Here is a 16808-nt window from a genome sequence, read left to right as displayed (position 1 = left end):
CCGAGGGCCAGGAGGTCGACTACTGCGCCCATCAGGTCCTGCTCAAGCTCGAGCAGCTCGGCCTCGTCAGGGCATGAGGGCCTCGATGGACCACGCGCACCTCGCCCGAGTCATGCGCCGCCTCGCGCTCGAGGCCGGCGCGGCGATAATGGATGTCTACAGGTCCGGTGACCTCGAAACCGCTGCCAAGGCCGACGACAGTCCCGTGACCCGTGCGGATCTCGCCGCCGACGCCCTCATCTCCGCCGGCCTGCGCGAAGAGTTCCCCGATGTGCCGCTGGTGACGGAGGAGCAGGCGGCGAGCCACGACCAGGACGTCAGGACCTTCCTGATTGTCGATCCGCTCGACGGAACCAAGGAGTTTGTCCGGCGCCGCGGCGACTTCACCGTCAACATCGCCTATGTCGAGGACGGCATGCCCCTCCGCGGCATTGTCTACGCACCCGCCCGCGGGCGCCTCTTCATGACGGAAGCGGACGGGACGGCGGTCGAGGAGACGGGGGATCCCGCACGTGGCGCCGTCGGTGCACGACGTGCCCTGCGCGTGGCTGAGCCGGACCAGGCGGCGCTGCGAGTCGTGGCGTCAAAGTCTCACCGCGATCAGGCGACGGACGATTACATCGCGCGCTACGACGTCGCCGAGACAGTCAGCGCAGGGTCGTCGCTGAAGTTCTGCCTCGTCTCAGCCGGCGAGGCCGATCTCTATCCACGCCTTGGCCGGACGATGGAATGGGACACGGCGGCCGGCGACGCGATCCTGCGAGCTGCCGGTGGCCGGGTCCTCCGCCTCGACGATGGCCAGCCGTTGCGGTACGGCAAGGCAGGTTTCGCCAATCCATTCTTCGTGGCCTGTGCCGGCGGCGTGGATCTGCGGTAGGCGCCGACCGTCAAGCGCGGCTCGACCAGCCACAAGCGTGACGTGCGGACCTGTTCGAGGCGGCCTCGACGAGCTCTGGCCCACCCGAGATCCGGCTCCTGCAGACATCTAGTTCAGAGCGTCTCCCGCGCCGGCAAGATGTTCCGAACCGCCCGCTTCCGAATTGCGCAGTCAGGTGCGCCGCTTCAAGCCTCGGCCTTTTCCGCCAGACTCAGCCATTCCTCCTCAGCCGCACCGAGGGCGCTCTGCCGCTCGGCGAGCGCCTCGGTCGCCTTACGAAACCGAAGGGGCGCCTCGGTGAAGAGCGCCGGATCGGACAGGTACGCCTCGAGTCGCGCGATCTCCACCTCGAGCCGGGCGATCTCGTTCGGCAGCTCTTCGAGGCGATGGCGCTCGGTAAAGGACAACCCGACGGGAAACGACTCCGATACTTGCCTCGGCGCACCGGCGGACTTGGGAGCGACGGTTTGCGCCGCCGACGGTTCGGCGAACGACGCCCCCTGCCCTTCGGCATCGGACCAGCCGCCGGCATAGGTGGTGGCGCGGGCGTCGCCGTGGAGGACGACCGTCGCGGTGGCGATGCGGTCGATGAAGTCGCGGTCGTGGCTGACCAGCAGCACGGTGCCCTCGTAGTCGCCCAGCACCTCCTGCAGGAGGTCCAGCGTCTCGATGTCGAGGTCGTTCGTGGGCTCGTCGAGCACCAGGAGGTTCGACGGCCGCGCCATGATCCGCGCGAGCAAAAGACGCGCCTTTTCGCCGCCCGAAAGCGAGCGGACCGGCGCGCGCGCCTGCGCCTCGTCGAAGAGGAAGTCCTTCAAATAGCCTACCACATGCCGCGGCTCGCCCCGTACCATCACCTGATCGGCGCGACCCGAGACGCGCATCTGCGGGTCGCCGGTGAGGCTGTCCCAGAGGCTCATCTCCGGGTCGAGTTGCGCGCGGTTCTGGTCGAAGACCGCCATCTCGATGTTGGTGCCGGGCAGCACCTCGCCCTCGTCCGGCGGCAGCTCTCCGGTGAGCAGCTTCAGGAGCGTCGTCTTTCCCGCCCCGTTCGGGCCGACGAAGGCCACCCGGTCGCCGCGCGCGATGCGGATCGAGAACGGGCGCAGCACCTGACTTCCGTCGTAGCTCTTGGCGATGCCGCGCGCCTCGACCACGCGCTTGCCGGTCTTCGGCCCCGAATCGAGCGCGAGGTCGGCCGCGCCCTGCCGCCGCACCATCGCCGCGCGTTCGGCGCGCAGGTCGGCCAGCGCCCTGAGCCGCCCCTGGTTGCGCTTGCGTCGGGCTGAGATCCCCTCGACTGCCCACCGTCCCTCCGCCTTGATCTTGCGGTCGAGCTTGTGGCGCGCCTCGTCCTCCTCGGCCCAGGTCTTGTCGCGCCAGGCCTCGAACGCGTCGAAGCCCTGCTCCTGCCGGCGCACCTGACCGCGGTCGATCCAGAGCGTGGCGCGCGTCAGTCGGCGCAGCACGGCGCGGTCGTGGGAGATAAGGACGAAGGCCGAGCGGGTCTGCTCCAGCCGCGCCTCGAGCCAGCGGATCGCGAGGATGTCGAGGTGGTTGGTCGGCTCGTCGAGCAGCATCACCTCGGGCGCCTCGGCGAAGAGCCGCACCAGCGCCGCGCGTCGTCGCTCACCGCCCGAAGCCTGCGCCACCGGCCTGTCGGGATCGAACGCCAGCCCCTCGGCTGCCATCTCGACCCGCCAAGCCTCGGCCGGATCGAGCGGCTGGGCGGCATAATCGCCGAGCGTCTCGCAGCCGCGCATGCCCGGGTCCTGCTCCATGTAGCCGACGGAGACCTCGGGCGGCAGGATGCGTGCGCCCTCGTCCGGCTGCACGAGCCCAGCCATGACCTTGAGCAGCGTCGACTTGCCCGAGCCGTTGCGTCCGACCAGCGCCACGCGGTCACCGCGGTGGAGCACGAGGTCAAGGTCCGAGAACAGAGGCGATCCGCCGAAGCCAAGGCCTATGCCGGAGAGTTGCAGGAGGGGTGCGCGCGCCATGCGGCGCAGCTAGACGCGGCCGCGAGAGCCGTCAACCGCCCGCCTCGCGGCGCAGGAAGCGGGCGCGACGTTCCGGAACCGCGCGGACCTCGACGGCAGTGAAGACGTGGAGGGTGTCGAGGTCCCGGTCGATCACTGCGTGGTCGCCGACCCAGCCGCCGAAGGCGAGGTAGGCGCGGAGCAACGGTGGCACCGCGCCCGCCGTCCGCCGTGGATCGGGCTTCGAGGGGGGCAGGTCGGCGAAGCGCTGCACCTGCGGCGCCTTCGCGCCCGGCGTCCAACATGCCGGCCCCTGGTGCCGGTCGCGGAGAAGCGCCAACGCCCCCACGTGCCGCTCCGGGTCGGCGCCGCGGAACGAGGAGCAGCCGAAAAGCATTGCCGCATCTTGCTCCTCGACATAGCGGGCGAGAAAGTTCCAGGCGACGCGCAGCACGTCTGCGTTGCGCAGACCCGGCCGGACGCAGAACCGCGCCACCTCGATCATCGGACGGTCGTAGTGCGCAAGGGCGCTGAGGTCATAGTGGCGCGCGGCATGGCTCCGGTCGATCTCGCGCCCGTCGCGGAGCGGTAGCAGGCGACAGGTGCAGAGCAGCCTGCCACGCCGGGACTCGACCAGCATGTGGCGGCAGAGCGCGTCGAGCGGGTCCCGGTCCAGACGGTCCGGCCGCGACGCGTTTCCGACGGCGTCGATGAAGGCGACGTGCCTAAGCCGCTGCGCCCGCCGCACGTCGGCGGGCCCATCCGACAGCCGCACCGTGAGCCCTGGTTCGGGCCCCTCCCGCCTTGGATGTCTCAATACCGTTCCTAGATCGTGTGCGTGCCCGCCATCATGGCGCGGCTGGACAGAAGAAGCGAGGACAAGCGCGTGGACAAAGTCGTGAAGTCGGACGCCGAATGGCGCGAGCAGCTGGATCCCCTGGCCTACAAGGTGACCCGCAAGCACGGGACCGAGCGGGCCTTCACCCACGACAGCTTCCCCAAGGAACCCGGCACCTTCACCTGTGTCTGCTGCGGCGCACCGCTCTTCGACCAGGAGCACAAGTTCGACTCGGGTACGGGCTGGCCGTCGTTCTGGCAGCCGGCGGAGGGCGCGCCGGTCGGCGAGAAGGAGGATCGCAGCTTCTTCATGCGCCGCACCGAGGTGCACTGCGACCGCTGCGAGGCGCATCTGGGGCACGTCTTCCCCGACGGTCCGCAGCCGACGGGGCTACGCTACTGCATCAACGGCGTGGCGCTGAACTTCGAGCCGGAGACGGAGGAGGCTCGCGAAGCCTGAGCCGCCTAGTTTTCGTTGAAGAAGTCGGCGGGATTGAAGTTGCCGAGGTTGCCAAAGAGCTGCTGCAGGAAACCGACGCCGGTTGTATTGCGGTCGGTCACGCGGCGCGAGATCGGCACGACGCGGCCTTCCTCGAGCCCGAAACGCTCGACATTGGTCACGCGGTCGCCGGCGAAGGAAATCGCGACGACCTCGCGGTCGACCTCGACCGGCTCCTGCCAGCCGTACTCACGGTAACGGCTCTTGACGTAGTACCAACCTTCTTCGGTCAGGACTCCGGTCGCGGTCGGCGGCCCGACTGCCTCCTGGACCTCCGCGCGACTGTCGCCCACGTCCACAAGCGCCAGATCCTCGTCCGGCGGCACGTACCCGTGATTGCGGTAGATCGTCGTGCAGGCCGCGGCGACCGCGAACGACAGGACGACCGCCAGACGCCCGGCCCTTGCGATCAGTCCCATCCTGGTCTCATCCTCACAGCCCTCGTCCGGCCAATCGCTTACATAAGCGACCGCCTCTCTTCAAGAACGGAGCGCAAGATGCCTCAGCCCGTGGAACCCTGGAGTCACGTCGTCCGCCTCGGCGATACTTCTCGAGCGCTCGAAACCTTCGAGCTCGTGCCGGACGCAGAGACGCGGGCGGCACTGGCCGAGCGATTGGACATCCCCAAGATCCGCAAGCTGAGGTTCGCCGGCCGGCTGGAGCCGCACGGGCGCCGCGACTGGTACCTCTTCGCTGAACTCGGTGCGACCGTGGTGCAGCCATGCAGCGTGACGCTGGCGCCGGTGACCTCGCGTCTCGACGAAAGCATCGAGCGACGCTACCTCGCCGCGCTCCCGGAGGCACCGGAGGAGGGGGAGGTCGAGATGCCGGACGAGACGGTCGAGCCGCTGCCCGCGACGCTCGACCTTGGCGCCGTGATGGCAGAAGCGCTGTTGCTGGCGCTGCCGCAATGGCCCCGTGCAGAGGGAGTAGAAGCCGACGAGACAGCGTTTGCCGCTCCGGGCGTGAAGCCGATGAGAGACGAGGATACGCGGCCCTTCGCCGGTCTCGGCAAGCTCATGGGCGATCGCGAAGACGACGGCTGAGGCGGGGCCGACGTGAGAGAATGCCGATTGGCAGAAGGGGCTTGCACCGAGACAGAATCGCAGTATGTTCCCGCCCTCGTTCGCACCGGGCTCCGTCGGAGCGCCGGCCCGCCGTCGGACCAAGGGGCGCAGCCCTTCAGCATATCGAGGTTAAGGACATGGCCGTCCCGCAGAACAAGGTAACCAAGTCCCGCCGCAACATGCGCCGGGCCCACGACGCGCTCGTGGCGGCGAATCCGGCCGAATGCCCCAATTGCGGCGAGCTGAAGCGGCCGCACCACGTCTGCGGCGCCTGCGGTCACTATGCCGACCGCGAGGTGGTCGCCCGGACCGACGAGATCGATCTGGACGAAGACGCGGCCTGAGCGCCAGCGTCATTGCCCCCGCCGCATGGCGCCGTCCAGCGAGAGATCCGAGCAGTCACCTAAACCGGTGGTCATCTCGGTCGATGCGATGGGTGGCGACAGGGGGCCGGCGGCCGTGGTCGCCGGCATCGCCGCGTCGGCTCAGAAGAACCCCGAGATCCGGTTCCTCGTCCACGGGCCGCGTGACGAGCTTGAGCACCTGATCGCGCGACGCAATATCGCACACCTCTGCGAGGTGCGCGACGCGGCGGACGTCGTCAGCATGGAAGCCAAGCCGAGCCACGTGATGCGGCACGGCAAGGGCACCTCGATGTGGTCCGCGATCGAGGCGGTGCGAGACGGCGAAGCGGCCGCAACGGTAAGCTGCGGCAACACCGGCGCGCTGATGGCGCTCAGCATGGTTCGCCTTCGCAAGCTGCCAGGGGTCGACCGCCCAGCTATCGCCTGCCTGTGGCCCTCGCGTAACACCGGCGGCTTCAACGTCATGCTCGACGTCGGCGCCGACATCCGTGCCGATGCCCGCGACCTCTTCCAGTACGCATTGATGGGCGCCTCCTACGCCCGCAACGGACTAGGCCTGCAGCGGCCGCGGATTGGCCTGCTCAACGTCGGCACCGAGGAGCACAAGGGCCGGGCCGAGCTGCGCGAGGCCCACGACCTGATCGAATCGCATGCCGAAAGCGCCGGGATCGAGTTCGTCGGTTTCGTCGAAGGCGGCGACATCCCCTCCTCGCGCGTGGACGTCATCGTGACGGACGGCTTCACCGGCAACGTCGCCCTCAAGACCGGCGAAGGCACGGCCAAGCTGATCGGCGACCTGCTGCGCGAGGCCTTCGAGTTCACGCCCCTCAGCCGTGTCGCCGCACTGCTCGCGCTCACGTCGCTGAAGCGCTTGCAGAGGCGGATCGACCCGCGGCGCGTCAACGGCGGCGTGTTCCTCGGGCTCAACGGAACCATCGTCAAGTCGCACGGCAGCGCGGACGAGACCGGCGTCGCGGCGGCGATCAAGCTGGCCTTCACCCTTGCCCGGTCGGGCTTCAATGAGAAGCTGGCGGCGCGGGTTGCGTCCGCTGGACTCATCGACCAAGGTGAACCACCGGAGGCTGCAAGGGACGGGTCGCCCGCATGACGACACGCGCCGTGGTGCGGAGTGTCGGGCACTATCTGCCCGAGCGGGTCGTACCGAACGTCGAGTTCGAGGCGAGCCTCGACACGTCTGACGAGTGGATTCGCGCACGCACCGGCATCGAGCGGCGACATTTCGCGGCAGAGGGCGAGAGCACGTCCGACCTCGCCCTCGCGGCCGCCCTTGAGGCGCTCGGCAACGCAGGGCTTGCTCCCAACGACCTCGACGCGATCATCCTCGCGACATCGACCGCGGACCTGATCTTCCCGTCGGCGGCGACGATGGTCCAGGCGCGGCTCGGCATGACGCGCGGCTTCGCCTTCGACGTGCAGGCGGTGTGCGCGGGCTTCGTCTATGCCCTCGTGAGCGCCAACGCCCTCATCCTCTCCGGACAGGCGCAGCGGGTCCTGGTTATCGGCGCCGAAACCTTTAGCCGCATCATGGACTGGACCGACCGGACAACTTGCGTCCTCTTCGGCGACGGCGCGGGCGCCGTCGTTCTTGAGGCGGCCGTGGGCGAAGGCACCGCCGAGGATCGCGGCCTCCTCTCCTCGGACCTGCAGTCGGACGGGACGCTGCGCGACATCCTCTATGTCGACGGCGGCGTCTCCACCCAGTCCTCCGGTTTCCTGCGGATGCAGGGCAAGGAGGTTTTCCGCCACGCGGTCGACAAGCTGTCCCGCACGGCCGAGACGTCGCTGGCGAGGATCGGCAAGGTCGGCGCGGATGTCGATTGGATCGTGCCGCACCAGGCGAACCTCAGGATCATCAAGGCGACGGCGGCGCGGATGGGCGTCTCGATGGAGCGCGTGATCGTCACGGTCCAGGATCACGGCAACACGTCCGCCGCTTCGATCCCGCTGGCCCTCTCCGTCGGCTGCGCCTCGGGGCGGATCAAGCAGGGGGACCTTGTCGTGGTCGAGGCCATTGGCGGCGGCCTTGCCTGGGGCTCGGTTGTCATCCGCTGGTGACGCTGCGATGCAAGTTATTGTTTGACAGGTAAAAACTCCCGCCTATCCTTGGGCGGTCACAGGGGGGATCAGCATGTCCGACAAGACGCTCACCCGGATGGACCTGAGCGAGGCGGTGTTTCGTGAGGTCGGCCTGTCCCGCAACGAATCCGCGCAACTCGTCGAAAGCGTCCTCAAGCACATGTCCGATGCACTCGTCAGGGGGGAGAGCGTCAAGATATCGTCCTTCGGGACGTTCAGCGTGCGCGAAAAGTCGGCGCGCATGGGACGCAATCCGAAAACGGGCGAGGAGGTGCCGATCCACCCCCGCCGCGTGCTGACCTTTCGCCCGTCGCACCTGATGAAGGACCGTGTTGCCTCGGGCAACAAGCGCTGAGGGCGCCGGTGGCAAAATCGCCTGACGCATTCCGTACCATCAGCGAGGTCGCCGAAGCGCTGGACCTGCAGGCGCATGTGCTGCGCTTCTGGGAGACCAAGTTCAGTCAGGTCCGCCCGATCAAGCGCGCCGGTGGACGACGCTACTACCGACCGGCGGACGTGGCCCTGCTTGGCGGAATCAAGAGGCTCCTCCACGATGACGGGCTGACGATCCGCGGCGTCCAGAAGGTGCTGCGCGAACGTGGCGTCGGCCATGTCGCTTCACTCGCCGAGGCAGCGACGGCAGAGATGGCCGGAGCGGCGCCGCAGGTCTCCGCTCGGCCCGAGCCGCAGGAGGCACAGGACACGGTACCGATCGACAATGACGGAGCGGAACAGCCCGCGCCACCGCAGGAGGAGGCTGCGCCTGACGAGCGGCCTGAAGCGGCTCCAACCCTTCCGGCAGGGGTACCTGCTACCGCCGACCGCCCGAGCGCAGCCGACGCCCCGCTCCGTCTGGGCGAGGCGGCGCGTGTCGTGCACCTGCCGTTCGCCGGCCACTCCAAACCTGCGCCGGCCGAAGAGGCACACGCACCAGAGATCGCCGATGAACCCGCCGCCCCGCCGGCGGCCGAGGCAGACGACCAGACGCAGACGGTGGTTGCTTCGCTGGTGCAGCGGGCGGGCGAGCTTGACCCGGCTGCCGCACGAGAGGCGTGGCGGAGGCTGCAGGCGCTTCGCAATCGCCTCGCCTCCCCCGCCCGCCAGAACTGATCCAGCGACAGTGCCGCCACCCCCTTGCCCCCATCGGCCGATCAGCTATGAAGGCGCCGTGTCGGGCTATGGCGCAGCCTGGTTAGCGCGTCCGTCTGGGGGACGGAAGGTCGCAGGTTCGAATCCTGCTAGCCCGACCATTCCGACACTTCACCTCGGCACGGCTGAATGAGCGCTGCTGGGGTCCTGCCGGATCGCATGATCCGCGACCTGGTCGCGGGCGGCGCGATCATCGGCGAGGTGGAGCCAAACCAGCTTCAGCCCGCCTCCCTTGATCTGAGGTTGGGCCGGCGTGCGTGGCGCATCCGCGCCTCTTTCCTTCCGGGAGAGGGCCATACCGTCGCCCATCGGCTGGGCGGCCTCGCCATGCACGAGATCGACCTCGGGGACGGTGCCGTACTGGAGAAGGGCTGCGTCTATCTGGTCGAGATGGCCGAGCGCCTCGCGCTGCCGGATGACGTCTCGGCCGTGGCCAACGCCAAGTCTTCTACCGGTCGGCTCGACCTTCTGACCCGGGCGATCACCGACGGCGGGACCGAGTTCGACCGGATCCCGCGCGCCTATCGCGGACCGCTCTACGCCGAGATCTGCCCCCGCTCGTTTTCGGTGCTCGCGCGGGCGGGCCAGCGGCTCAACCAGGTGCGGTTCCGGCGCGGCCGCTCCGCACTCGACGACGACACGCTCCGGCATCTGCACGCGCGTGCGCCGCTGGTGAATGGCGAGGCGATGATCTCCGACGGTCTTGGCTTCTCGGTCGACCTGCGCCCGGCGGACGGCAGCATGGTGGGCTGGCGCGCTAAACCGCACACCGGCCTCATAGCCCTCGATCGACTCAACCACTATGCGCCGTCCGACTTCTGGGAAGAGGTGCACGCTCGGGACGGTCGCATCATCCTCGATCCCGGTGCGTTCTACATCCTCGTCAGTCGCGAGGCCGTGACGATCCCCCCCGATCATGCCGCGGAGATGGCGCCGTACCTCGCCATGGTGGGCGAGTTCCGCGTCCACTATGCTGGCTTCTTCGACCCCGGCTTTGGCTGGGCCGAGGCCGGGGGTGCAGGCTCGCGCGGCGTGCTCGAGGTGCGCTGCCACGAGGCGCCGTTCGTTCTCGAGCATGGCCAGGTCGTCGGGCGGCTTGTCTACGAGAGGATGGTCGCGGAGCCGGATCGCCTCTACGGCGCGCCTCTGGCCTCGAATTACCAGGGCCAGGGCCTCAAGCTCTCCAAGCACTTCCGTGCCTGAACCGGCGGATGTCAGGCGGCGTCGCCCACGCTCCGGCGGCCGCCATCCGGGTCGGCGGGTTTGAAAAGAAGGCGCCAGTGCACGCCAGGGCCGGTCTCCCGGCTCAGCTCCGCATCCATCTGCATGGCCAGCGCCTCGACGATTCGGCTTCCCGTCCCTTGGCCCGCGTCGGACGTCATGCCGGCGCCGTCGTCCGTCACTCGTAGTTCCAGCGCTCCACACAGGCGTCGCAGGCCGATCGTGACGCGCCCCGGCCCGCCCTGGGGGAAGCCATGCTTCATTGCGTTCGTCACCAGCTCATTCACGAGGAGGCAGAGCGGCGTCGCATCGGTGATGTGAAGACGCGACGGTTCTAGGTCCCACGTCACCTCGACGTTGGGCGGCGCGACCGAGTCGCGCATGGTCGCGCAGAGCTTGCCCAGGAGGTCCGACGCTTCGACGACCTCCAGGCCGCGCGTCCCGTCCAGCATCTCGTGCACAAGCGCGATCGACCTGATCCGCCCCTCGATGTCGCTCAGCGCCTGGTTCACGTTCGGATCGCGGGACGCCGCCTTGCGCGACCGGATGATGACGCTCAGCATGCTGAGATTGTTCTTCATCCGGTGCACGAGCTCCTCGTGGAGCTGCCGCTCTCGATTGAGAGCCTCGTCGAGCTGCTCGCGCAACCTCTGCTGCTCCGCGAGTTCGCTGTTCAACAGCCGGATCAGGCGGCGATGCTCCTCGAAATGCACATTGTCGGAGCGGTCGGCCAGCAGGAGAACCCGGAGGGTGCGATTTTCCGCATCAACCAAGCCGCGGCCGGTCATCGCGACTCTCAGGCCCGCGTGGCCGCCCCGCGTCAGCTCGACAGACAGAGGCTGCCACCCGGCCGAGCCGGCGCAGCGCTCGAGCACGTTCGTCGCGCCGCGGTCCAGACTGCGGCAGAGTTCCAGCAGGTTCGGCAGATGCGCGTCCAGGCCGAGGTCCAGCAGCGAGGCAGCCGCGGCGTTAAGGCGCTCGATCCCGCCGTCCAGGCGCACGATCATCATGGGAGACGGCAGGCTGTCGAAGACCTGCGACAGGACGTCCGCCTTCATTCCGCAGGCTCCGGCTCGCGGGCATCGGCTGCGGATCGCGTCGAGAAATATTCCATCTCTCCGGGCGCGGATTCCCTGCGCGGCTCGAGGTGCACGACGACACGGCAACGGCCGTGCCCGGCGGCTATCGTTTCCTGCAGTTCCACGCGTGCATAGCCGAGACTGTCTGCGACGATGCGCCCGAAGACGTTGGATGTCATCATGCACAGCGACGGCCGGTCCTGCACCATGTCGCCGAAGGGGCAACGGGCGTTGCCGAGCACGATGCGATCCTCGCTCACGGCGATGATGTGGAACTCCCCGCCGATGCGCCGCTTCAGGTCGACGAGCACCTCGGCCAGCAACCGCGCATCGGCGCACTCAAGGTCGATGGCGCCGCGGTACTGCTCGCCGATCCAGCGCCCCATGATCGACCCGACGCCGCTGATGTAGCCTTCGGCGCTTTCCGTCCCGACGACGTCCTCGAGCAGTCCGGACAGCTCGCGCAGGAGACGCCGCATGAAGATGTCGCCCTCTAGCGGGAGTTCGGCGGCCGCGGGTCGAGTATCGGTCATGTCAACGTCCGGACTGCAGCAGGCGACGGGGAGGAAACGTGTCCGCTCGCGCTGAGACACGCCTTACTCCGTCACAATACATGCCGCCGGTCAACGCTCATGTTAGCAAACCAGTTTAAGCGTCCGGCGCGGTGTCACCGATCGACCTGTCGAACATCTCCGCCTGCCCCGGCGTCTCGCCTCCCGCGTCGTCGCCAGGTGAGGGGCGACTCTCCAGCAGGCCCGCCGCGCGAAGTTCCTTCAGCCCCGGCAGGTCTCGCGGTGACGAAAGGCCGAAGTGGTCGAGGAAACCCTCGGTCGTCGCGAAGGTGACGGGCCGCCCCGGTGTCTCGCGCCGACGACCGAGCCGGACCCAGCCCATTTCCATCAATTGATCGAGAGTGCCGCGGCTGACGCTGACGCCGCGGATCTCCTCGATCTCGGCGCGCGTCACAGGTTGGTGATAGGCGACGATTGCCAGCGTCTCGGTGGCGGCGCGACTCAGCTTGCGGGTCTCCACCGTCTCCCGCCGCATGAGGAAGCCCAGGTCGGGCGCCGTGCGGATGGCCCAGGCGTCGCCCACGCGGACGACCTCGACCCCCCGCCCCTCGTAGCGCCTGCGCAGTGCCTCGAGCGCAGGCAGCGCCTCGCTTCCATGAGGCATGCGGGCATGAAACTCGGCTACGCTCACGGGCTCCGCGCTGGCGAAGAGGATCGCCTCCACCATGCGCTCCTGCTCGTCGGGCGGCGGCGCCTCGAAGAGCGACCGTTCTTCAGACGTCGCCACGCCGCCTCACCCGGATCGGCGCGAAGGTCTCGTCCTGCCGGATCTCCAGCCGCCCCTCCTTCGCCAGTTCCAGCGTCGCAGCGAAGTGCGCGGCTGCGGCGCTGCGACGGCGGGCCGGGTCGCCGCGCCAGCCGTCCGGCAGCCATGTCGCAAGCTCCACCCAGTCGCCGGCGAAGCGGATCAGGCCGCGCAGCCTCTCCAGCGCCTGCTCCATCGACATCACGTCGCGGCGGTCCATGGCATAGGGGCGAAAGTCGTCGCGCGTCCGCAGGCGCGCGTAGGCCTGCATCAGGTCCAGGAGCGTGGCGTCGTAGCGGACCTCGCGCACCCGCGTCACGTCCTCGGGAAGGCCGCGCGCAAAGCGGTCGCGGCCCAGCCGGTCGCGCGCCATCAGGCGGGCGGCGGCGTCCCGCATCGCCTGCAGCCGCTCGAGCTGGAACGCGAGGTGCGCCGCCAGATCCTCACCCGACGGCCCCTCGTCGGCCGGGTCGGGCGGCAGGAGCAGGCGCGACTTGAGGAAGGCGAGCCACGCCGCCATCACGAGGTAGTCAGCCGCCAGCTCCAGCCTGAGCGAGCGCGCCTCCTCGACGAAGGCGAGGTACTGCTCGGCCAGCCGCAGGATCGAGATGCGGCGCAGGTCCACCTTCTGGGTCCGCGACAGCATGAGCAGCAGGTCGAGCGGGCCCTCGAACCCGTCCACGTCGACGATGAGAGCCTCGGCCGCCATGCGGGCGGCGATATCGACGACCGGTGCGGCCTCCTCACGCGAAGGCACTCTCATTCCCCGACCGGCGCGCCGGCCCGGTGCGCCATCACCCGCTCGGCACGCTTTGCCGCCGCGCCGCGCAGCGTGCCGGCGGCTTCCGCAACCTCCATCATCTCGTCGCTGTTGCCGTTGCAGTGCAGGATCATGTCGCACCCCGCGTCGAGCGAGTCCCTGACCCGGTCGCTCATCGCGCCGCCGAGCGCGCCCATCGAGATGTCGTCCGTCATCAGCAGGCCGCCGAACCCGATCTCGCGCCGGATGACCTCGATCGCCGCGGGAGACGTGGTGGCCGGCCGCTCCGCATCGATCGCCGGATAGACGACATGCGCAGTCATCGCCATGAGCTGGTCGGCCAGCGCGACGAACGGCACGAAGTCGACAGCGCGCAGCGTCTCCAGATCCGCCTCCACCGTCGGCAGCGCCTCGTGGCTGTCGACGCGCCCAGCGCCGTGGCCGGGGATGTGCTTGATGACAGGCAACACCCCACCCTCCAGCGTTCCGTCCGCCGCGGCACGCGCGAGCCGCGCGACCCGTGCGGGGTCTTCGCCGAAGCAGCGGTTGCGCAGGAACGGGTGGGTATCGGGGCGCGCCACGTCGGCGCAGGGAACGCAGTTGACGTCGATGCCGAGCGCCCGCAGTTCCGTCGCAATGTCACGATACCGCGCGCGTATGGCTTTGGCGGCATCTGCGCCCGCCGCCTCGGCGTGGTCGAAGGGCGGCGGCCAGTCGCGGCCGAGCGGCGGCCTCAGTCGCGCCACCCGCCCCCCCTCCTGGTCGATCAGGATCGGCACGTCGGCGCCGGCCGCGTCGCGGAGGTCGGCGCAGAGGCCGCGTACCTGCTCCGCCTGGCGCAGGTTTCGGTCGAAGAGGATGAAGCCCCAGGGACGCACCTCGCCGAAGAAAGCGACCTCGTCCGTCGTCAGCCGCGGACCGGCGCAGCCGAAGATGGCGGCGGTCCGGTCCCGCATCCTCAGCGCCGAACCACCGGTATGCAGTCCGCCTGGCCCGCGTTCAACGCCGCGCACACCCGTCGCGCCTCGGCGAGGTCGTAGAAACCCGCTGCGCGCAGGCGCCAGAAGGTCTTGCCCCCGCGATCCACCCGCTCGACCACGCCGTGGTGTCGTTCCAGCACGTCCGGGAAGCGCTCCGAGAGCCGGTCCCACTCCCGCCGCGCGACCTCCTCGGTGTCGAAGGCGCCGAGCTGCACGACCTCGTCGCCAGCGGCGGTCGTGGATAAGGCGATCATCGCACCGGCCGGGCGCGGCTCGGGACGCTCTTCCTCACCCGTCGCCGAGGCGAGCGTGACGAAGGACGCCGGGTCGAGACCCAGCGCTTCGGCCACTGCCCGGTCGGTCGCGTTCAGCGACGCCGCGGGTCGCGCAGCCTGCCGCGTCACCGGCACCTCCGCCATGTCGGGTTCCAGATCCGCCAGTGTCGTGGCGACGGGCATGTCGTCCGGCAGGAGCTCTGCCGCCGCCGGTGCCAGCCGGACCTGTTCCACCGGCTCCTCGTCCGCCGCCTTTTCAGCGATGCGGTTGACGGTCAGCCCCTGGTGCTCGGCCTGCTGCCCACCCGGAGTCTCGGGCGCGATCCGCATCGGCCCCTGGATCGCCCGCACGACCGGCACGCCGGTGACGTCCCTGATCAGAAGCTGCCAGCCCCAAAAGGCGAGCCCTGCAACCAGCGCGAGCGAAAGGCCTGCGCCACACCAGTTCGCCAACGCGCGCACGGCGGTGCCGTGCCTCCCGCGACCATCGAAAGTGCCATCGGTCATCTTGACCTCAACTGCCTCAGCGCCTGCTCCGGCGCGCCTCGTGATGCTCCGCCGCCGGCGCCCTTTTTAGATCAGCGCATCTCTTCGGCTGGAGTGACCCCGAGAATATCAAGACCCGCCGAAATAACAACGGCGACTGCCCGCGCCAGCGCCATCTTTCCGCTGGACCGTGCCTCGTCGTCCTCATGTATGAAGCGCAGTTCGGGCCGGTCGTTGCCCCGGTTCCACAACGCATGGAAGTCGCTGGCCAGGTCATAGAGGTAGAACGCGATCCGGTGGGGCTCGTGCGTGCGCGCGGCAATCTCCACGAGGCGCGGCCATTCGGCGATCTTCTTCGCCACCGCAAACTCCGCCTCGTCCTCCAGCAGCGGCACGTCGGTCGACATGATCCCCGCCGCCTCGGCCTTGCGCCAGAGAGAGCGGACGCGGGCGTGTGCGTACTGCACGTAGAAGACCGGGTTGTCCTTCGACTGCTCCGTCACGTGGGCGAAGTCGAAATCGAGCGGCGCGTCGTTCTTGCGCGTCAGCATGTGAAACCGGGTGACGTCAGGTCCGACCTCGTCGACCACCTCGCGCAGGGTCACGAAGTTGCCGGCCCGCTTGGACATCCGGTAGGGCTCGCCGTTCTGGAAGAGGCGAACGAGCTGCGTCAGCTTGACGTCCAGCGGCACCGCGCCGTCGGAGAGGGCCGAGACGGCGGCCCGCATCCGCTTGACGTAGCCGGCGTGGTCGGCGCCGAAGATGTCGATCAGCTCCTCGAAGCCGCGCTCTATCTTGTCGTGGTGATAGGCGATGTCGGGAGCGAAGTAGGTCCAGCTGCCGTCCGACTTGCGCACGGGCCGGTCAACGTCGTCGCCGTGCGAGGTGGAGCGGAACAGCGTCTGCTCCCGCGGCTCCCAGTCGTCGAGCGCCTTGCCCTTCGGCGGGTCGAGCGTGCCTTCGTAGATCAGGCCCCTGGACTCCAGCAGCTTCAGCGCCGCCTCGATCTTGCCGGTGCCGTAAAGCGACTTCTCCGAAAAGAAGACGTCCATCCGCACGCCTAGCGCCGACAGATCCTCGCGGATCATCTCCATCATCGCGTCGGTGGCGAAGGTGCGGACCTCGTCGAGCCAGACCTCCTCGGGCTGGTCAACGTAACGGTCGCCCACCCTCTCGCGCAGCGCCTCGCCCACGGGCACGAGGTAATTGCCGGGATAGGTGCCCTCCTCGAAGGCCACTTCGCGCCCGTGCGCCTCCAGATAGCGCAGGTAGACCGACCGCGCGAGCGTGTCGACCTGGGCGCCGCCATCATTGATGTAGTACTCGCGCGTGACGTTGTAGCCCGAGAACGTCAGCAACGAGGCAAGCGCATCGCCGAAGACCGCCCCCCGCACGTGGCCCACATGCAGCGGCCCCGTTGGATTGGCCGAGATGAACTCGACGTTGACCTTGAGGCCGGCGCCGAAGCCCGAGTGGCCGAAGGAACGCCCCGCGTCGAGCGCCTCGGTCACGACGTCGGCCCAGACGCCGGGGACGAGCCGCAGGTTCAGGAAACCCGGTCCCGCAACCTCGGTAGAGGCGATGCGCGACTCCTGCGACAAACGTTCGGCCAGTTTCTCCGCGATGGCGCGCGGCGCCTCGCCCGCGGCCTTCGACAGCACCATCGCCGCATTCGTCGCCATGTCGCCATGCGCCGGATCCCGCGGCGGCTCTACCGAGACCGGCCCGTAGTCCAGTCCGTTCGGCAGAGCGCCCTCGGCGACCATCGCGTCGAGCGTCTCGACCACGACGTGGCGGATGTCGGAAAAGAGGTTCATCTC

Annotated in this window: 19 protein-coding genes and 1 tRNA gene; 10 read left to right on the top strand and 10 right to left on the bottom strand. The window is 68.9% G+C overall.

The window, feature by feature from the left end; translation table 11 throughout:
• The first annotated feature begins 85 nt into the window (after positions 1–85).
• Positions 86–877, top strand: a complete 792-nt coding sequence (cysQ, locus tag JM664_RS10980) for a 3'(2'),5'-bisphosphate nucleotidase CysQ (RefSeq protein ID WP_227419938.1) — start codon at positions 86–88, stop codon at positions 875–877.
• A 185-nt stretch (positions 878–1062) separates the two neighbouring features.
• Here the strand turns inward: cysQ and JM664_RS10975 are convergent, their stop codons facing one another.
• On the bottom strand, positions 1063–2877 hold the full coding sequence (locus JM664_RS10975; RefSeq protein WP_227419937.1) for an ABC-F family ATP-binding cassette domain-containing protein: 1815 nt from the start codon (positions 2875–2877) through the stop codon (positions 1063–1065).
• Between the two features lie 31 nt (positions 2878–2908).
• Positions 2909–3673, bottom strand: a complete 765-nt coding sequence (locus tag JM664_RS10970) for a GNAT family N-acetyltransferase (protein WP_227419936.1) — start codon at positions 3671–3673, stop codon at positions 2909–2911.
• 69 nt (positions 3674–3742) lie between these two features.
• Here JM664_RS10970 and msrB point away from each other — a divergent pair, with 69 nt between their 5' ends.
• The gene (msrB, locus tag JM664_RS10965; RefSeq protein ID WP_406675782.1) at positions 3743–4153 is read left to right on the top strand and encodes a peptide-methionine (R)-S-oxide reductase MsrB; all 411 of its coding nucleotides are present in this window, start codon (positions 3743–3745) and stop codon (positions 4151–4153) included.
• 5 nt (positions 4154–4158) lie between these two features.
• Here the strand turns inward: msrB and JM664_RS10960 are convergent, their stop codons facing one another.
• Complete coding sequence (locus JM664_RS10960) at positions 4159–4611, bottom strand: outer membrane protein assembly factor BamE (protein ID WP_227419934.1); 453 nt, start codon at positions 4609–4611, stop codon at positions 4159–4161.
• 78 nt (positions 4612–4689) lie between these two features.
• Between JM664_RS10960 and JM664_RS10955 the strand changes: the two genes are divergently transcribed.
• From JM664_RS10955 to JM664_RS10920, 8 genes are all read left to right on the top strand, one after another.
• Entirely contained in the window at positions 4690–5238 is a 549-nt protein-coding gene (locus tag JM664_RS10955) for a YceD family protein (RefSeq protein ID WP_227419933.1), read from the top strand.
• A 158-nt stretch (positions 5239–5396) separates the two neighbouring features.
• Complete coding sequence (rpmF, locus tag JM664_RS10950; RefSeq protein ID WP_227419932.1) at positions 5397–5603, top strand: 50S ribosomal protein L32; 207 nt, start codon at positions 5397–5399, stop codon at positions 5601–5603.
• Between the two features lie 25 nt (positions 5604–5628).
• A complete protein-coding gene (gene plsX / locus JM664_RS10945) occupies positions 5629–6732 on the top strand; it encodes a phosphate acyltransferase PlsX (protein WP_227419931.1) in 1104 nt (367 codons plus the stop codon).
• A complete protein-coding gene (locus JM664_RS10940) occupies positions 6729–7700 on the top strand; it encodes a beta-ketoacyl-ACP synthase III (protein WP_227419930.1) in 972 nt (323 codons plus the stop codon). The genes plsX and JM664_RS10940 overlap by 4 nt, the downstream gene beginning before the upstream one ends.
• A gap of 73 nt (positions 7701–7773) precedes the next feature.
• The gene (gene ihfA, locus JM664_RS10935; protein ID WP_227419929.1) at positions 7774–8076 is read left to right on the top strand and encodes an integration host factor subunit alpha; all 303 of its coding nucleotides are present in this window, start codon (positions 7774–7776) and stop codon (positions 8074–8076) included.
• Between the two features lie 8 nt (positions 8077–8084).
• Positions 8085–8831: a MerR family transcriptional regulator gene (locus tag JM664_RS10930; RefSeq protein ID WP_227419928.1), complete on the top strand. Its 747-nt coding sequence runs from the start codon at positions 8085–8087 to the stop codon at positions 8829–8831.
• 62 nt (positions 8832–8893) lie between these two features.
• A tRNA-Pro gene (locus tag JM664_RS10925) sits at positions 8894–8971 on the top strand.
• A gap of 28 nt (positions 8972–8999) precedes the next feature.
• Positions 9000–10073, top strand: coding sequence for a 2'-deoxycytidine 5'-triphosphate deaminase (locus JM664_RS10920; protein ID WP_227419927.1), 1074 nt, complete (start codon positions 9000–9002; stop codon positions 10071–10073).
• A gap of 11 nt (positions 10074–10084) precedes the next feature.
• Here the strand turns inward: JM664_RS10920 and JM664_RS10915 are convergent, their stop codons facing one another.
• From JM664_RS10915 to argS, 7 genes are all read right to left on the bottom strand, one after another.
• A complete protein-coding gene (locus JM664_RS10915) occupies positions 10085–11149 on the bottom strand; it encodes a sensor histidine kinase (protein ID WP_227419926.1) in 1065 nt (354 codons plus the stop codon).
• A complete protein-coding gene (locus JM664_RS10910; RefSeq protein WP_227419925.1) occupies positions 11146–11703 on the bottom strand; it encodes a methanogen output domain 1-containing protein in 558 nt (185 codons plus the stop codon). The genes JM664_RS10915 and JM664_RS10910 overlap by 4 nt, the downstream gene beginning before the upstream one ends.
• Positions 11704–11818: 115 nt before the next feature.
• Entirely contained in the window at positions 11819–12409 is a 591-nt protein-coding gene (gene scpB, locus JM664_RS10905) for an SMC-Scp complex subunit ScpB (RefSeq protein WP_227419974.1), read from the bottom strand.
• A 46-nt stretch (positions 12410–12455) separates the two neighbouring features.
• A complete protein-coding gene (locus JM664_RS10900) occupies positions 12456–13196 on the bottom strand; it encodes a segregation and condensation protein A (RefSeq protein ID WP_227419973.1) in 741 nt (246 codons plus the stop codon).
• A gap of 50 nt (positions 13197–13246) precedes the next feature.
• The gene (locus tag JM664_RS10895) at positions 13247–14203 is read right to left on the bottom strand and encodes a glycoside hydrolase family 3 N-terminal domain-containing protein (RefSeq protein WP_227419924.1); all 957 of its coding nucleotides are present in this window, start codon (positions 14201–14203) and stop codon (positions 13247–13249) included.
• 2 nt (positions 14204–14205) lie between these two features.
• Positions 14206–15009 (bottom strand): SPOR domain-containing protein, encoded by an 804-nt coding sequence (locus tag JM664_RS10890; RefSeq protein ID WP_227419923.1) that lies wholly within the window; start codon positions 15007–15009, stop codon positions 14206–14208.
• Between the two features lie 71 nt (positions 15010–15080).
• The gene (gene argS / locus JM664_RS10885) at positions 15081–16805 is read right to left on the bottom strand and encodes an arginine--tRNA ligase (protein WP_227419922.1); all 1725 of its coding nucleotides are present in this window, start codon (positions 16803–16805) and stop codon (positions 15081–15083) included.
• Between the last annotated feature and the right edge of the window lie 3 nt (positions 16806–16808).

Origin of the sequence: Roseitranquillus sediminis (assembly GCF_016918935.1) — a bacterium.
GTDB lineage: Bacteria > Pseudomonadota > Alphaproteobacteria > Rhodobacterales > Rhodobacteraceae > Roseitranquillus > Roseitranquillus sediminis.
Note: the sequence above shows the minus strand (reverse complement) of the source record. Positions and strands in the feature narration are given on the sequence as shown.

Coding starts and splice junctions, on each gene's coding strand:
- JM664_RS10975 (WP_227419937.1), bottom strand. CDS start 2,877: ATGGCGCGCGCACCCCTCCTGCAACTCTCCGGCATAGGCCTTGGCTTC.
- JM664_RS10895 (WP_227419924.1), bottom strand. CDS start 14,203: ATGCGGGACCGGACCGCCGCCATCTTCGGCTGCGCCGGTCCGCGGCTG.
- JM664_RS10940 (WP_227419930.1), top strand. CDS start 6,729: ATGACGACACGCGCCGTGGTGCGGAGTGTCGGGCACTATCTGCCCGAG.
- JM664_RS10920 (WP_227419927.1), top strand. CDS start 9,000: ATGAGCGCTGCTGGGGTCCTGCCGGATCGCATGATCCGCGACCTGGTC.
- JM664_RS10960 (WP_227419934.1), bottom strand. CDS start 4,611: ATGGGACTGATCGCAAGGGCCGGGCGTCTGGCGGTCGTCCTGTCGTTC.
- JM664_RS10955 (WP_227419933.1), top strand. CDS start 4,690: ATGCCTCAGCCCGTGGAACCCTGGAGTCACGTCGTCCGCCTCGGCGAT.
- cysQ (WP_227419938.1), top strand. CDS start 86: ATGGACCACGCGCACCTCGCCCGAGTCATGCGCCGCCTCGCGCTCGAG.
- plsX (WP_227419931.1), top strand. CDS start 5,629: ATGGCGCCGTCCAGCGAGAGATCCGAGCAGTCACCTAAACCGGTGGTC.
- argS (WP_227419922.1), bottom strand. CDS start 16,805: ATGAACCTCTTTTCCGACATCCGCCACGTCGTGGTCGAGACGCTCGAC.
- rpmF (WP_227419932.1), top strand. CDS start 5,397: ATGGCCGTCCCGCAGAACAAGGTAACCAAGTCCCGCCGCAACATGCGC.
- JM664_RS10910 (WP_227419925.1), bottom strand. CDS start 11,703: ATGACCGATACTCGACCCGCGGCCGCCGAACTCCCGCTAGAGGGCGAC.
- scpB (WP_227419974.1), bottom strand. CDS start 12,409: ATGGTGGAGGCGATCCTCTTCGCCAGCGCGGAGCCCGTGAGCGTAGCC.
- JM664_RS10915 (WP_227419926.1), bottom strand. CDS start 11,149: ATGAAGGCGGACGTCCTGTCGCAGGTCTTCGACAGCCTGCCGTCTCCC.
- JM664_RS10900 (WP_227419973.1), bottom strand. CDS start 13,196: ATGGCGGCCGAGGCTCTCATCGTCGACGTGGACGGGTTCGAGGGCCCG.
- JM664_RS10890 (WP_227419923.1), bottom strand. CDS start 15,009: ATGACCGATGGCACTTTCGATGGTCGCGGGAGGCACGGCACCGCCGTG.
- ihfA (WP_227419929.1), top strand. CDS start 7,774: ATGTCCGACAAGACGCTCACCCGGATGGACCTGAGCGAGGCGGTGTTT.